Genomic DNA, 15,543 nt, shown 5'->3' with positions numbered 1-15,543 from the left:
GCGGCGACGATCGGGGAGGCACACGCAACGCATGCCCTGCCACTGATAGACGGTTCACGCGAGACGAAGCCGACAGCCAAACGCTGCAACCGCGGCACCGTCGCGGAAATGGCGACGCCGGCCCAGAGGCCGGCGTCGGGTCAAGCAGGATTCAACCCGTGCTGCGGATTACAGCGGACGGCCGATGCCGGCGCAGGTGCTGGGGTTGTTCAGGCCGGCAGTGCTGCTGGCCAGCACGAAGCGGTTGCGGATCGCATCGCGCCAGGCCTTGGTCAGCGGGATGAAGCCGTGGTCGGTGATCGACTTCTCATACGCGACGGTGTAGGTCGCCGGATAGTGGCGGGCCAGGAAGCCGCGCAGGCTGGTGGCGACGCTCGAATCCTTGTAGCACTGGCCGATCACCAGGTTGGTGTAGCCGGCGATCGGATAGCCGGCCGACGGGTTGCCGAACACCGGCACCCAGTTGGCGGGGTTCTCTGCATCGGTGCCGGTCGGCGGAGCGACGGTGTCCAGGGTGGCCTGCACGCTCACCTGGTCCGGCGAGAAGCCCTTGACCTTGGCGACCTTGGTCGCATCGGTCAGGTTCGGAATCACGTCCGGGCCAACGTAGCCGATACGGCCTTCAGCCGCGTAGACAGCGTTGTACAGCGAGGTGCCGCCGGTGGCCGGGGCGGCCACCAGGAACGCCGGCAGGTTGCCGTTGGCATCGCGCTTGTACAGGTCGGCGAAGGTCGACTTGATGGCGAACTTGCCGCCCACCAGCTTCGAGGTGTCAGCATTCTCAGCGGCACAGGCCGCGGTCAGGAAGCGGCTGAACATTTCGCTGGTGCCGCTGCTTTCCGCGCGGTACACCACCTGGATCGGGCCGCTGCGGTTGGCATCGATGGTCGACCAGTCGCTGATCGCGCCCGAGAACACGCCGCAGATCTGCGCCACGCTCAGGTTCACCGCCGAACCGGCCTTGTTGAACGGGATGGTGACCGAGGTGGCCACCGACGGCACCTGGATCAGCGCGCCGTAGCGGTTGGCATTGGTCGGCTGGTTGAAGTTGGTGGTGTAGGTGTTCAGCTCGGTGCCGCTCAGTACCGAATCGCTGCCGGCGAAGTGCACGGTGCCGGTGGTCGAGAACAGCAGCGAGTTGTTTTCCAGGAAGGCCTTCTTGCCGGTGCCCGAACCGGTCACGGCGTAGCTGAAGTTCGCCGGCAGGATGCTGTCGGACGAACCCTTGTAGAGGTCGGCCGGCAACGAGGCACCGCCGCCGGTCACGGTCTGCGCCGAGGCGGCGCCCACGGTAGCGAGCAGCGCGGTGGCAACCAGCGCGGCCAGGGTCTTGTACTTGTTCATGATCTTCTCCTGAAGGGTTTACTGCGAAGGGAAACACCAAGGGAGGAACGGTCACTACACGCCTGCTGCCGCCGAGGGCCTCCCAGCCCACTCTGCGGCGACGTGTCCATGCTGGTCCGCGCCGATGACAGGCCGCTTAAGAAACCTGTGGAAGATCGGAGAAAGGTGTGGAGGATTGTGTGGAGAATCGAAGACGGCGACCGGGTAGAGTCGACTGTTCGTCGACTGGTGCACGGAGCGCTGGTCGTGTCGAAGTGCGCTTGGGAAGCAGTCGACTCCACCCGTGATGCGCGTTGCGCATCACTGCACCAGCTGGTTCATTTCCATGATCGGCATCAGCACCGCCAGCACGATCGTCAACACCACGCCACCCATCACCAGGATCATGGTCGGTTCCAGCAGTGCGGTCAGCGCCATCGCGCGGCGCTCGATCTCGCGCGAGATCGTCTGCGCGGCGCGTTCGAGCAGTGGCGCCAGCGAACCGGTCTTCTCGCCGCTGGCCACCAGATGCACCAGGATCGGCGGATAGACCTTCTGTACCTTCAACGCAGCACCCAGTGCCGCACCTTCGCGTACGCGAGCAGCCACATCATCGGCACAGCGCGCCAGCAGCGCATTGCCAAGCGTCTGCCGCGCCGCTTCAAGCGCACGCAGCAGCGGCACACCGGCATCCAGCAGGATCGCCAGCGTCGAGGCAAAGCGCGCACTGTTCACACCCAGCACGAAGCGCCCGACCATCGGGACCCGCAGCAGCATCGCGTCCCAGCGCAGGCGCAGTTCCGGCCGGCGCAACGCCAGCCGCCAGGCCACCACCAGCGCAGCCATGCCCAGCCCTGCCCACACGCCCCAGCTGCGCACGAACGCGCTGGCGGCCAGCATCACCTGGGTCAGCATCGGCAGCGTCTGCCGTGCCTGAACGAACGCGGTCACCACCTGCGGCACCACATAGCTGAGCAGGAAGATCACGATCGCCACCGACACCAGGCTGATCGCCGCCGGATAGATGAAGGCGGTCAGTACCTTGGCCTGCAGCGCATTGCGTTCTTCGATGTAGTCGGCCAGGCGCTCCATCACCCGTGCCAGGTCACCAGAGTCTTCACCAGCGCCCACCAGCGCCCGATAGATCGGCGGAAAATCGCGCGGCCGCGCTGCCAGCGCCACGGTCAGGCGCTGGCCGGCACGCACGTCGGCGCGTACTTCGGTGAGCGCCTGGGCCACGTGCGGGCGTTCGGCCTGCTCGATCACCGCACTCAAGGCGCCTTCCAACGGCAGGCTGGCGGCCAGCAGGCTGGCCAGCTGGCGCGTGGCCCAGGCCAGCTCGCTGGCAGACAGCCGCCGGGCAGCCCAGCCACTGCCGGCACTGCGCGCCACGCTGACCTGCACGGGTGTCAGCCCACGACCGCGCAGCACCTGTCGCGCACCGCGCGGGCTGTCAGCGTCCAGCTGGCCCTTCTCGATGCGGCCCTGCGCGTTGGCGGCCTGGTAGTCGAACAGCGCCATGCAAGCCTCAGTCGTCGCCGGTGACGCGCAGGATCTCTTCCAGCGTGGTCACCCCGCTGTCGATCCAACGCTGGCCGTCCTGACGCAAGGTCCGCATGCCGGCACGCCGCGCCGCCTCGCGCAGTGCAGGTTCACCCTGCCCTTCATGGATCAGCGTACGCACGCGATCGTCCACCACGAACAACTCGTGGATGCCGGTACGCCCCCGGTAGCCGCTGTTGGCACAGGCCGCGCAACCCACCGCGCGCCATACGGTACGGCCGTCCCCATCCACCTCGGCACGCCGGCATTGGGTGCACAGCCGCCGCACCAGCCGCTGCGCCAGCACACCGCGCAGCGACGAGGCCAGCAGGAACGGTTCCACGCCCATATCGGCCAGGCGCGTCACTGCCGAGATCGCGTCGTTGGTATGCAGGGACGCCAGCACGCCATGGCCGGTCAGCGACGACTGCACCGCAATCTGTGCGGTCTCCAGGTCGCGGATCTCGCCGATCATGATGGTGTCCGGGTCCTGGCGCAGGATCGCGCGCAGCGCGGTGCCGAAGCTCATGCCGATGCGCGCGTTCACCTGGATCTGGCCGATGCCGGCGAAGTCGTACTCCACCGGGTCCTCCACGGTGAGGATGTTGCTGGTGCTGCTGTCGAGCTGCCCCAACGCGGCGTACAGCGAGGTGGTCTTGCCACTACCGGTCGGGCCGGTGACCAGCACGATGCCATGCGGCTGCCGGATCAATCCAGTGAACGTGGCCAGGGTGTCATCGGCCATGCCCAGGCGCTGCAGCTGCAGACGGCCGGCATCCTTCTCCAGCAGTCGCAGCACGGCGCGCTCGCCATGCCCGGTCGGCACCGTGGAGACTCGTATATCCAGCGGACGCCCACCCACGCGGATCGCGATGCGCCCGTCCTGCGGCAGGCGCTTCTCGGCGATGTCCAGGTGGGCCATGATCTTGATGCGCGATACCAGCGCTGCGTGCAGTGCGCGCCGTGGCTGCACCATGTCGCGCAGCGTGCCGTCCACCCGGTAGCGCACCACCGAATGGGTCTCGAACGGCTCGATGTGCAGATCGCTGGCGCCATCACGTGCGGCCTGCGCCAGCAGCGCGTTGATCATGCGGATCACCGGCGCATCATCCTGCGCGTCCAGCAGATCGGTGACTTCCGGCATGTCCTGCATCAGCCGGTCCAGATCGACTTCGCTCTCGGCGGCACCGACCACGGCAGCGGCGTCGCCGCCGTCACGGTACTGCTCAGCCAACCGCTGCTGCCACGTCGCGGCATCCAGTGCCTGGAAGGGCAACGGTCCATGCCGGCGGCGCAGTTCGGCCACGGCCCACGCTGCGGTATCGACGGTACCCAGCAGCACAGGCTCACCGCCAACCTCGGACAGCATCACCCCATGGCTGCGCACCCAGGCGTACGGCAGTGACGCGGCGGCGCTCACGGTCCGATCACCAGTTCCGGCGTGTAGCCCAGCCCGCGCAGTTGCTGCAGTGCCGGGTCCAGCGTCGCCGGGTCGCGCGGCAGCCGCACCCGCAGGCGCTGGCCACTCTCGCCAGGCGTCGCCTCGGCATAGGCCTGCAGGCCCAGCGCCCGCACCTGCGCCACGCCCTGGCGGGCACGGGTCGGGTCCAGCCCCTGTGCGAACTGCACCAGCTGCGCATCGCCGTCACCGGCCGGATACAACGCTGCCAGGCTGGTGTTCTGCAGCGGCTGGCCCTGGCCATCGCGCGCATTGCCCTGGCCGAGTACAGACAGGTCCTGCGGCGGCAGCTGCGGTGCCGACAGCGCCGGCAATGCCCAGCTCTGCACCGGTTGCGCGCCAGCCTGCGCGTTGCGCATGTAGTCATAGCGGTCGCGGGTCAGGCGCTGGCCGGCGGCCGGGTCACGCACCACGTGCGGACGCAGGAACACCATCAGGTTGGTCTTGGCGCGCCTGCGCGTGTCGCTGCGGAACAAGGCACCCAGCACCGGAATCTTCCCCAACCCCGGCACCGCGTCACGGCCATGGCTGACGCTGTCTTCCAGCAGGCCACCCAGCACCATGATCTGGCCATCGTCCAGCAGCACGCTGGTATCCAGTGCGCGCTTGTTGGTGATGATGCCGGCCGTGCTGTTCGCGCTCTGCGCATCGATGCTGCTGACTTCCTGGTAAATGTCCAGCTTCACCGTGCCGCCCTCGGAAATCTGCGGGCGTACCCGCAGCTTCAGGCCCACGTCCTCGCGCACGATGGTCTGGAATGGATTGTTGCTGCCGCCGCCACCGTCGGTCACGTAGCGGCCGCTCACAAACGGCACGGTCTGCCCGACCATGATGCTGGCCGCCTCGTTGTCCAGCGTCATCAGGTTCGGCGTGGACAGGATGTTGGCACCGCCCTTGCTCTGCAGCGCGTTGGCCAGCGCCTTCATGTTGAGGATCTGGCCGACGCCGGGCAGGTTGATGGTGCCGTCGATCACCCCGATCTTCAGGCCATCCTTGGGCAGCACGTCCAGGGTCGTGCGCGCGGTGGTGTTCAGCCCGCTGCCACCGCTGGTGCCGCCGAAGTGGGTGCCGCCGAAGGTGCGGCCATTGCCCAGCATCCACTGCACGCCCAGTTCGGCCGCGTCGGTCTGGTTGACCTCCACGATCAGGCTTTCCACCAGCACCTGTGCACGGCGCTGGTCAAGCTGGTCGATCACCCGTCGCAGGTTGCGGTACACCGGTTCCGGCGCCGAGATCAACAGCGTGTTGGTGGCCACGTCCGCCTGCACCGAAATGCCGTTCTGGCTGAAGCCGGTGCTCCCGGCGTCGATCGGGTCGCGGCGGTTCGGATCCAGCCGCTGCGATTCCAGCGCATTGCTGCCGGTCCTGGCCTGTTGTGGCTGCGACGGCTGCGCCGGTGCGGAACGGCTTGCATCGCCAGGCAGTGGCGTGATGCCTTCATTGCTGCCCACTGCCGGCGCATCGCTCTGCCCCGCAACCACGCCGCGCAGCACGCCGGCAAGCTGATTGGCCTGGGCATTGCGCAGGTAGACCACATGCAGGTTGCCGGACTCGTCCTGCGCGCGGTCCAGCTTCTCCACCAGCTGCCGGGCCAGACGGGTGCGCCCGGGACTGCTGGAACGCAGCAGCACGCTGTTGCTGCGGGGGTCGGCCATCACCACTACCTTCTGGCTGGGCTCTGCGCCCTGCGCATCCAGCAGCGGCGCGACCATCGCCGCGACGTCTACGGCGATGCCCTGCTGCAGCTTCACCACATCGGTGTCCATGCCGGCCGGCGTGTCGACGCTGGCGATCACCCGCGCGATGCGCTCCAGGTTGTCGGCATAGTCGGTGATCACCAGGGTGTTGTTGCCCGGGTTCGCCGTGATCGGATTGTCCGGGCTGATCATCGGCCGCAGCACCGCCACCAGCGCGGCGGCGTTCTCGTAGCGCAGCGGAAAGGTGCGCGTGGCGATCTCGCCCCCTGCACCGCCACTGCCCACCCGGCCACCGAGCAGCTTGGCGTCGGCCTGCGGCACCACCCGGCTGACGCCGCCATTCTCGACCACGGCGAAGCCGCGCATGCGCAGCGCGCCCAGCAGCAGCTGGTAGGCCTGGGTACGGCTGACCGGGCCATCGGAGACCACCGTCATCTTGCCGGTCACCCGCGGGTCGACCAGGAACTGGCGGCCGGTGAACCGTGCCGCCATCCGCAGCACGCCACCGATATCGGTATCCACCAGGTTCAGCTGCACCGGCTCATCGCGTGTGTCCTGCGCTGCCACCGGCGCCGGCACGTGGGCCATGCCCACGATCAGGGCCAATGCAGTACTGCAGGCAAGGCTGCGCATCGCCCTCATGGATGGGCACCCGCAGTGGCCACCATCACGATGTTTCCGGAAATCCGTGCCGCCGGCATGTTCGCGTCCCCTGTGCGTGTCAGTTGCAGCTGCTGCAGCTCGATGGCCGGGTCGGCCAGCAGCGGCAGCAGCCAGTTCCATAGCGCATCGGCGGGCACCGCCTGTACCTGCAGGTGCCAGCGCCCGTCGCGCGTTTCGATATGCAGGCCGTCGGCAAGGCCGGCGGTCTTGATTCCATCGCGCAGCCCGGCCAGTGTCGGATGCTGGCCCTGCGCCAGCTGCTGGCGCTCACGGACGCGCAGCAGCGGTGCCAGTGCGCGCCACTGCGCCTGCAGCCGCGGTAGCTCGGCCTGCCAGTGCGTGCGCTGCTTCAGCAGTGGCTCCAGCCACAACGACCACAGACCCGCCACCAGCAGCGCCACCACCATCACCCACAGCATCCGCCGGTCGCGCGGTGGCAGGCGTTGCCAGCGCTGCTGCAGGCCGGCCAGCCCCCCGCCCAGCCGCAGGGTCCGGGCCGTCACTGTCCCGCTCCGCTCACCCGCAGGCGCCCACCGGCGTCGCGCGCCAGCAGCAGGCCCTGCACCTGCAGCGCCTGCTGCCAGTGCTCAAGCCGCTGCGGATCGTCGGCCAATGCCTGGGCATCGGCATCCAGCTCCATGTCGAGCTGGCCGGGCTGGTAATGCAGGCTGCGCACCTGCCCGGCCAGTTCCGGAACCGCCAGCAGCGTGCTGGCTACCTGCCGTTGCAGCGGCGGCAACGGTGGCGCCGGTGGCGGCACCGCCAGAGCACGCCTTGCCTGCAGCACCGGATCCACCACATCGGTGATCTCCGGGAAGCGTGCGCTGAACTGCCGCGCCATGTCCTGTTGCAGCGCCTCGCCCTCGATCCGCCAACGCCAGACCTGCAGCTGCAGGCCGAGCGCGGCCAGCAGCACTGCCGCCAACGCGAGGCCGATTGCCAGGCGTGGCGCTTGCCGACCCGCACCGGGCAGCGGCAGTGACCACCCCGGCAGAGGGCCACATGCCTGCCGTTCCTTCATGACGGCGGTGGCCGGCAGGCTGTCCGGCCACGCCGGCGGTACGCTGCCGATCCATTGCACGGCCTGCACGCCGGCCTGTCGCAGGCGCACGGCCAGCGCCTGCATGACTGCACACGCATCACGTCCGCCATACCACTGGACGAACCCCCGATCGCGCCCGCTTCGCACCAGCAGGTGCTCGCCGCTGACCTGCAGGGTGGCCTGTCCGTCCTGCCAGGGCAGCAGCAGCGGCGTCGGATGGAGTGCCTGCAGCTGCAGTCCGCACGAAGCCAGCAACTGCTGCGCCTGCAGGACCGCCTGCTGGCCGAGCCAGGCCACCGGAACCGTGCCGTCAGCCGCCTGCGCACCGTGGGCCAGCGCGACGTCCTGCAGGTCATCCAGCAACATCGCCTCCACCTCACCCTGCAACGCCAACTGCAGGCGGCGCCCGGACAACGGTGGCAGCTGCAGTTCCAGCAGGATCAGGTCGCTCGGATCGAGGCAGGCATGCACCGCAGCCCGCGGATGCCGCAGACCCAGCGCCGCCAGCGTGGCGCAACCGTGGGCCAGCACCTCGCCCTTGTGCAGCTGCGCCCAGTCCACCGCGCTGTCGGCGTGCAGACCCTCAAGCGTCGGCAGGCGCACCCGAAGCTGCCCGTTCATGCGCCGATCCTCGTCCACACGCGTTGCACACGCACGCCATCGTCGCGGTACTCGCGCCAGAGCAGCGCGCGGAAATCAACCGTGCTGCCGTCAGCCTGCACCCGGCCGACAGCCAGGAACCACTCGCTATGGATACCCAAGGGAAGTACCGCCATCTGTTCGTTGCTCAGTTGGAGTCGGTTGGCGATGTCGCCGCGATTGAGCAGCCAATGGCCAGCGTCGCGCTCACCGAGCAGCGCCTGCAGCCGTGCCGGCTCGACCGCAGGCGTCACCGCCTGCAGAACGCGCAGGTCGCTGGTGTTGGCATTGACCAGGGTCTGTGCCGGCAACACCACGGTGCGTCGCGCCAGCGCCTGCAACGCCGCCGGATCGGCACCCGGCAGCACCTGTTCGATCAGTGATTCGCGCGGCAGCGGCGCCTGCGCCTGCATGTCGCCATCGCGCAGGCGCGCCTGGATGTGGTCCGCGGCGGATGTGCAGGCGCCCTGGCCCAGCCCCTGCCCGGCACACAACGCGATGAACGCGCGCCGCGCCTCGGGGTCCGGCCTGCCATGCGCAAGCAGATTGCGCAGGTTGAACATCGACTGCGCATCGACCAGCTGCAGCTGCACCGGCAACGGCGCCTGCAGCTCCAATGGGCGCGCCCAGCGCCCGCTGCGCACCGTGGTCAGCTGTTCCTTTGCGTCCTCACGCAGCTGCTGCGCCGCACGTTCCAGCGTTGCGTCCACGGCCATGCGTACCTGTGCGCGCAGCTGGTCACCACGCAGCGCGCGCAGCTGGGCCGACTGCCGGGTGAGCAGTGCAGTGGCAATCACTGCCACCAGTGCCACCACCAGCAGGGCGACGATCACCGCCATGCCACGTTGACGGACACTCGAAACAGACCGCATCCGGGCTGACATCGGCCTGCCTCACAGCTGCCACGAGCCGATGTCCGCGTTCCCGGCGTCGCCACCGGGCCTGCTGTCCGCACCCAGCGAGAACACATCGATGTCGCCATGTGTGCCAGGCACCTGATATTGGTACGGATGGCCCCACGGGTCATTCGGCAGGCGATCCAGATAGGGCGTGACCGGCATCACGCCACTGCCCTGCGGCGGCTTCACCAGCGCCTGCAGGCCCTGCTCGGCGCTGGGATAGCGACCATTGTCCAGCTTGAACAACTTCAGCGCCTGCATCAGCGCCGCGATGTCCTGGCGCGCCGCCACCACGCGCGCCTGGTCGGGACGGTCCATCAAGCGCGGCACGATCAATGCCGCGAGAATGCCGATGATCACCACCACCACCATGATCTCGATCAGGCTGAAACCCTGCTGCCGAGCCCTGCGACCACCCACCTGCCTTGCCATTGTTCCGCCCTCGTCATCCTGGAAGAGACCGCTGCGCCATGGTCAGCGGTGCATGTGTCAGTACGATAAACATCCGCCGGCAATTCGCTGCGCATGTGCCTGCGCAGGCGCCGGCGCAGCCGGTACGCGTGCCGCCTCGAGCAGGTGTGGCGGCACACTGGACAGCGTTTCGTCGATGCAGCCGCGCAGCAGCGGAAGCGCGCACGCCTGCAACAGGCGCACGCACTGCATCGGCGACCACGCGGTGCCATGGTCGAGGCCGATGAACGTGCGGTAGGCCTGGTGATAGCGCAGATCGTCGTACACGCGCTGCGCACTGTTGAGATCACGCACGACCACCAGCAGGGCCGCACGTTGCAGCAGCCGCGCATCGCCTGCGTCAAGCGGCAGCGCGTTCATGGCTGCTTCGGACCACGGCCGCAGCTGCAGATCAAGGGCGCGCCGCAGCGCCGCCAATGGATGCGCGCTGCTGTCCAGTGCCGCCCAGCGCGCCGCATCGGCCCAGGCATCACTGGAAAGCACCCAGACCCACGAGTGCCCGTAGCGTTGCACATTCAAGGGCGTGTGCCGCGCCTGCTCCAGCGACCGGCTCAGGTGGCGATCCAGCTCCAGCATGCTGATCCTGCGACTGTCTGCCATCTGCGTCGCCCGTGCTCCGCGACGCGTGGTGCGTCGTACTCTGGAGAAGACGTCAGCAAGGCAGGTGAAGCGACAGCGCGAATGCCGCTCTGTGCGCTGGGTGGTGCTTCATCGGCAACGTTATCGCAGCGTCATCCGCCTGCAGGCTTCGCGCTGCAGGCGCGGTGCGTCACCCCCGCAGCGGCGGGCCAGTACCGCAACGTCGCTGCGCGCGGCGAACGCGATCAGTGCGTCGGTCATCTCCACGTCATCGCACCATGACGCCATCGCAATGCGCACCGCCGGCAGCTGCCAGCCGTCCATCAGCCCGCGGGTGCCCGCCACGAACCAGTGCCACAGCCGATGGTGCAGCACCTGCTCGTGCAGCTGCGCGAGATCCCTGATGCCATGCATGTCCATCAGCAGCAGTGCGCGTGCCAGCGCCGCAGGCGGCAACACACCGGTTTCAGCCAGCGGCAGCACCTGCTGCTGCAGGCGCAACAGCATCGCCAACGGGTGCGACTGCGGATCGAAGTCCAGCAGCACGGCCTGTTGCTGCCACTGTGCGTCCGATACCACGCATACCCATGGCGAGCCGTAGCGGTGCACCATCAACGGCCGTCGCTGGGTGGTTTCCAGCAACGCCGACAGATTGCGGCGCAGATCCAGCACACCGATGGTCTCGTTGCGCATCCTTGGCGTCTCCTTGCTTGCAACAGCCCTGCGCGGCGCGCACGGCCAGCGTCTTCACCTAACCAAGGACGGCAATGCCACCTGGAAAGCGACGCAGATCCAGCGACATCGTCAGTCGCAGCTGCTCCAGCGCCGCATCCGGATCATCGATGCGGAAGCGGCCGCTGACCGGGGCGCGCGCCAATGCCGATTCACCCAGCAGCACCTTGCCGCGGCGGTAGCGGTTGATCTCCTCCACCACCTCGCGCAGCGGCGCCCGGCGGAACACCAGCATGCCTTCGGTCCAGGCACTCACTTCCGAGGCCACGGCTTCGGCCACCACGCCACTGAGGCGCTCGTCGTACCGGGTCTGCTGGCCCGCCTGCAGCTGCAGGCGGCCCTGCGGGTGCTCGATCCGGGCGCTGCCCTGCAGGCAGGTCACCCGTACCTGGCCGTGGGTGTTGCGCACGTCCAGGCGCACCGCCCCTTCATCGGCAATCACGCAGCCCGCCCCTGCGAACAGGGCCAGGCGCAGACCGGCCCGGGTCTCGATCGCGGCCTGGCCCTGCACCAGCTCGAAGCCTTCGCCCTCCGTGTCCGCACGGCGGCGCAGACTGCTCTGAGTATCCAGCTCGATCTTCAGCTGTGGCGAAGGTGCGATCTGCAGCCGTTCACCGGTACCGGTGTGGAAGTCGGCCGTCATCGCCGTCACCGAGGGCCACAGCCCCAGCGGCGGACGGATCGCCGCCACCACTGCCAGGCTGGCCGGGGCGGCAATCGCGGCACCCAGGAAGGCACGCCGGCTCCAGCGCTGGGTCGGCGTCGGCACGACCGGTTGGCGTGCAGCGGCAGGCAGCTGCTCGCCGGCCAGGCGTACCTGCTCCCATTGCCGGCGCGCACGGCCGAATGCTTCGCGATGACGGGGATCAGCCTCGCACCACGCGCGGAAGCTGCGCCCGTCGGCCGCGGTAGCCTCGCCCGAGGTCAGCCGCACCACCCACGCGTGCGCCTGGCGCTCGACGGCATCCAGCGGGCGTTGCGGGCGATCGTCAGGATCCATGGGGGCTCATGCCGGACCCGCACGCTGCGGGGTTCTGCTCGGCGTCAAAGTGTAGACGGTTGCCGCCGCTCAGAACCGCACCTGGCGCCCCTGCCCGCTGCGCTCTGCCAGGTAGTCCTGGGCCGCCTTCAGCTCACGCTGCACCAGCCGCAGCGACACGCCGAGGTGATCGGCGACGTCACGCTGCTGCAGGCCATCGACGCGGATTGCCAGCAGGATGCGGCGACGCCGCTCGGGCATGCGCTGCAGCAGGCCCACCATGTCCTCCAGCGCGAAGTCCAGTTCGGCCGCCTGCGCCGGCCCAGGTGCAGGGTCGGCCATGTCCATCAGCGTCTCCACCTCTTCCAGGCTCAGCAGGCGATGGTCGGCACGTTGGCGGTCGATCACGGTATTCATCGCCATGCGCAGCAGGTAGGCCGCAGGGTTCTGCACGGCGTCCAGGCGGTCACGGCGCGCACTCAGGCGCATCCAGGTGTCCTGCAGCGCGTCACCGGCCAGCTCCTCCGATCCCAGCTTGCGCACCAACCGGCGTTTCAGCTCGTCGTAGGCCCCCAGAAGGTGGTCCATCAGGTCAACTGCGCCAGCCGTACCGTTGCTCATGTTCGAATCCTTGAAGTCATGGAAGGGGCGCGCGCCCGCCACAGTCGTGGTCGGTGCCGGAAGGACGGATCTGCAGGGTCACCGGCTGCGCCAGCGCGGCGGCCTCGGTCGCCAGCACCAGGCCCTGCAGCGCCTGCAGCAGGCGTGCATCGCGGCGGGCACTGCCACTGCCGGACAGCAGCTCGGGCTCGCGCACCCGGCCCGCGCCGTCGATGCGGAAGCGCAGCGTCGCGGCGTAGCGGCCGGGCGCGATCTCCGGGTCGTCACAGAACGCCGCACGCAGGCGCTGCTGCAGGCCACCGTAGCGACGCCGACGCTCGGCCTCAGGGAGTTCAGCACCAACATCGGGGCCGGTCGCCAAGGGCGTGCCCCGGCGCAGCACCACACGCTGCTCGCCGATCACCTCGGCCTCGATACCGGAGTCCTGCAACAGCACCTGCAGTGCCGGCAGCGGCGGCAGGTTGGCGTGCAGCGGATAGCTGCTGCGCCCGGCGGCAAGGTCGCCCGGGTACATCACCGACCACCCGCTGATGACGCTGAAGCGCTCGACCGCCTGTTCCAGCGGCTGCGCAGGGATGTCGTAGGCATGAACTCCGTCCTGCCCGGCAGCGGCAAAGGACAGCAGCAGCCACGCGACGATGGCCACCTTCCAAGTTCTGACCGCATGGTGTCCATTCAGCCCCCTGACGTAGAACACATGACCCTCGGCAGCGACAGCAGCTGCAGTGGACGCGCACCAGGACCGGAACCCCGGCCCGCGCGCGACCCGCAAGCGGGCTCAAACCGTAGCGGGGCCACATGTCATTGCGATGACCGCCGCCTACGGCCGACGTGAAGCCAGTCACCCATCAGGAATCAATAAATCGAACAGACCACCTCATCCACGCCTGGGGTCAGAGCCCGTTGCGAAGCAACGGGATCCGACCCCGTGCCGGCCCAAACGTGTCGACCAAGGTCGACACCCACCAGGAGCAGTTCATGCCGTTCCGGCAGATTGCGGGGAACTGTCGAAGGCGGGGTGGGTCTGGTTGCAGGGGCGTCCGCGCCATGGATGCCGCGGCCAAGCCCCCATGGAAGGGTCTACGGCGTCCCCTGCAACCGGACCCACCCCGCCATCCAACGGAATGCACGCTGTTGCTTCGGCTGTTGCTTCTGGGGTTGCCGGCCAGCGGCCGGCACTACCTGCGGGTGCCGGGCGCCACCCGGGCGGAAACCCCCGCCCTTCACAGCGGCAGCTGGGTCGTCTGCTTGATCCGCTGCATCGGAATCTCGGTCTTGGTGTTCTGCACGCCGGCGATCCGGTTCAGGTGCTGCATCTGGAACTGCCGGTAGGCATCAAGGTCGGCCACCGCCACCCGCAGCAGGAAATCGCAGTCACCGGCCATCAGATGGCATTCAAGCACTTCCGGGAACGACTTGATGCTGTTGATGAAGTAATTGGTGGTGTCCTCGTCCTGCCCGCGCAGCCACACGCGGACGAATACCGTGAAGCCACGGCCCACCTTGGCCTCGTTCAACAAGGCCACGTAGCGGTCGATGTAGCCGCCTTCCTCCAGCAGCCGCACCCGACGCAGGCAGGCCGACGGCGACAGCCCGACCAGCCGGGCAAGCTCCAGGTTCTGCAGGCGGCCGTCGCGCTGCAGGGCGTCGAGGATACGCCGATCGAGGTTGTCGAGCTGATACTGCATGGGATTTCGCCCTTGTCACTTTTGGCCGCATGAAATATCAATCATCCAGAATCCAGTGGCATCAACGCAACCCGATTTCGCGATCGGACCGCTAGCATGGGCCACCCCCACCTCGTTGTGCCGTTCCATGGACGCCCGTACCACCCTCCCCCTGCCCGACACCTGCGATACCGCGCCGCGTGCCGAATTCCTGCGCGGCCTGCGCGCCGCCGTGCCGGTGATGATCGGTTTCATTCCCTTCGCCCTGGTGCTCGGCGCGCAGGCCGCGCAGAAAGGCCTGAGCGCACTGGAAGTGCCACTGATGACGGGCCTCAACTTCGCTGGCGGCTCGGAGTTCGCCGCCGTCGAACTGTGGACCTCGCCACCGCACATCGCACTGATCGTGGCGATCACCGCACTGGTCAACAGCCGCCATCTGCTGATGGGCGCCAGCCTGGCCCCACTGCTGCAGCACCTGCCGCGCCGCCGGGTGCTGCCGGCGTTGTTCTTCATGTGTGACGAAAGCTGGGCGATGGGCGTGGCCGATGCGCGCCGCCGTGCGCTCGGCTTCAGCCTGGCCTATTACCTGGGCGTCTCCGCGGGCCTCTACACCGTCTGGGTGGCCTGCACCGCGCTGGGTGCGATCGTCGGGCCGCTGCTGGGCGACATCCACGCCTACGGCTTCGACATGGCCTTCCCCGCCGTGTTCCTGGTGCTGCTGCGCGGCATGTGGCAGGGCATGAAGGCCGCGCGCCCGTGGCTGGTCAGCCTAGTCGTGGCCGCCGCCACCTATCTGCTGATCCCGGGTGCGTGGTACGTGGCCAGCGGCGCATTGGCCGGCCTGGCCGCCGCCTGGCTGCTGGCGGAGGACGCAGCATGATCTGCAACGGCCTGATCCACTGGTCCTCGGTGCTGACCATCATGCTGATGGCCGCCGCCACCTACCTGACCCGCATCGTCGGCTTCCTCGCGCTGCGCAACCGCACGCTGGGCAAGCGCGCGGTGAGGGTGATGGAAGCCGCCCCGGGCTGCGTGCTGATCTCGGTGATCGCTCCGGATTTCGTCGCCGACAAGCCCGCCGACCTGGCCGCGCTGGCGATCACCCTGCTGGCCGCCACGCGGCTGTCGATGCTGCCGACGGTGCTGATCGGCGTGGCCTCGGCCGGGCTGCTGCGCTACCTGATGGGCTGACTGCGGTGCGCCGGGCAAAGGCCCGGCGCTGGCCAGTCA

At 68.5% G+C, this 15,543-nt stretch carries 16 protein-coding genes; 2 read left to right on the top strand and 14 right to left on the bottom strand.

Annotated elements, in window-relative coordinates; translation table 11 throughout:
* Window positions 1–168: 168 nt before the first annotated feature.
* The 14 genes from VG556_RS00385 to VG556_RS00320 all read right to left on the bottom strand — a co-directional run bounded on the left by VG556_RS00385 (window position 169) and on the right by VG556_RS00320 (window position 14,334).
* Window positions 169–1,344 (bottom strand): substrate-binding domain-containing protein, encoded by a 1,176-nt coding sequence (locus VG556_RS00385; protein WP_100450165.1) that lies wholly within the window; start codon window positions 1,342–1,344, stop codon window positions 169–171.
* Window positions 1,345–1,644: 300 nt separating this feature from the next.
* Window positions 1,645–2,844, bottom strand: coding sequence for a type II secretion system inner membrane protein GspF (gspF, locus tag VG556_RS00380; protein ID WP_100450166.1), 1,200 nt, complete (start codon window positions 2,842–2,844; stop codon window positions 1,645–1,647).
* A 7-nt stretch (window positions 2,845–2,851) separates the two neighbouring features.
* Window positions 2,852–4,285 carry a type II secretion system ATPase GspE gene (gene gspE / locus VG556_RS00375; protein ID WP_100450167.1) on the bottom strand — a complete coding sequence of 478 codons (1,434 nt, stop codon included), beginning with the start codon at window positions 4,283–4,285 and terminating at the stop codon, window positions 2,852–2,854.
* Entirely contained in the window at window positions 4,282–6,663 is a 2,382-nt protein-coding gene (gene gspD / locus VG556_RS00370; RefSeq protein WP_100450168.1) for a type II secretion system secretin GspD, read from the bottom strand. The genes gspE and gspD overlap by 4 nt, the downstream gene beginning before the upstream one ends.
* Complete coding sequence (gene gspM, locus VG556_RS00365) at window positions 6,660–7,187, bottom strand: type II secretion system protein GspM (RefSeq protein ID WP_100450169.1); 528 nt, start codon at window positions 7,185–7,187, stop codon at window positions 6,660–6,662. Before gspM ends, gspD begins: the two co-directional genes overlap by 4 nt.
* A complete protein-coding gene (gspL, locus tag VG556_RS00360) occupies window positions 7,184–8,347 on the bottom strand; it encodes a type II secretion system protein GspL (RefSeq protein ID WP_014647369.1) in 1,164 nt (387 codons plus the stop codon). The genes gspM and gspL overlap by 4 nt, the downstream gene beginning before the upstream one ends.
* Window positions 8,344–9,249 carry a type II secretion system minor pseudopilin GspK gene (gene gspK, locus VG556_RS00355; protein WP_100450170.1) on the bottom strand — a complete coding sequence of 302 codons (906 nt, stop codon included), beginning with the start codon at window positions 9,247–9,249 and terminating at the stop codon, window positions 8,344–8,346. The genes gspL and gspK overlap by 4 nt, the downstream gene beginning before the upstream one ends.
* A 9-nt stretch (window positions 9,250–9,258) precedes the next feature.
* Window positions 9,259–9,696, bottom strand: a complete 438-nt coding sequence (gene gspG, locus VG556_RS00350) for a type II secretion system major pseudopilin GspG (protein ID WP_100450171.1) — start codon at window positions 9,694–9,696, stop codon at window positions 9,259–9,261.
* Between the two features lie 57 nt (window positions 9,697–9,753).
* Window positions 9,754–10,335, bottom strand: a complete 582-nt coding sequence (locus VG556_RS00345) for a hypothetical protein (protein WP_041863513.1) — start codon at window positions 10,333–10,335, stop codon at window positions 9,754–9,756.
* A 120-nt stretch (window positions 10,336–10,455) separates the two neighbouring features.
* A complete protein-coding gene (locus VG556_RS00340; RefSeq protein WP_049404338.1) occupies window positions 10,456–11,007 on the bottom strand; it encodes a hypothetical protein in 552 nt (183 codons plus the stop codon).
* Window positions 11,008–11,065: 58 nt separating this feature from the next.
* Window positions 11,066–12,046, bottom strand: coding sequence for a FecR family protein (locus VG556_RS00335; RefSeq protein ID WP_032961743.1), 981 nt, complete (start codon window positions 12,044–12,046; stop codon window positions 11,066–11,068).
* Window positions 12,047–12,115: 69 nt separating this feature from the next.
* Complete coding sequence (locus VG556_RS00330) at window positions 12,116–12,646, bottom strand: RNA polymerase sigma factor (RefSeq protein ID WP_032961748.1); 531 nt, start codon at window positions 12,644–12,646, stop codon at window positions 12,116–12,118.
* A gap of 16 nt (window positions 12,647–12,662) precedes the next feature.
* Entirely contained in the window at window positions 12,663–13,343 is a 681-nt protein-coding gene (locus tag VG556_RS00325; protein ID WP_032961746.1) for a TonB-dependent receptor, read from the bottom strand.
* A gap of 526 nt (window positions 13,344–13,869) precedes the next feature.
* Window positions 13,870–14,334: an Lrp/AsnC family transcriptional regulator gene (locus tag VG556_RS00320; protein ID WP_100450173.1), complete on the bottom strand. Its 465-nt coding sequence runs from the start codon at window positions 14,332–14,334 to the stop codon at window positions 13,870–13,872.
* A gap of 127 nt (window positions 14,335–14,461) precedes the next feature.
* Between VG556_RS00320 and VG556_RS00315 the strand changes: the two genes are divergently transcribed.
* Window positions 14,462–15,193, top strand: a complete 732-nt coding sequence (locus VG556_RS00315) for an AzlC family ABC transporter permease (protein WP_049439472.1) — start codon at window positions 14,462–14,464, stop codon at window positions 15,191–15,193.
* On the top strand, window positions 15,190–15,504 hold the full coding sequence (locus tag VG556_RS00310; protein ID WP_100450174.1) for an AzlD family protein: 315 nt from the start codon (window positions 15,190–15,192) through the stop codon (window positions 15,502–15,504). The genes VG556_RS00315 and VG556_RS00310 overlap by 4 nt, the downstream gene beginning before the upstream one ends.
* The last annotated feature ends 39 nt before the right edge of the window (window positions 15,505–15,543 follow it).

Source organism: Stenotrophomonas sp. CASM106 (genome assembly GCF_049384825.1).
Taxonomy (GTDB): Bacteria; Pseudomonadota; Gammaproteobacteria; order Xanthomonadales; family Xanthomonadaceae; genus Stenotrophomonas; species Stenotrophomonas muris.
This window is presented reverse-complemented; position numbering and strand designations above follow the sequence as displayed.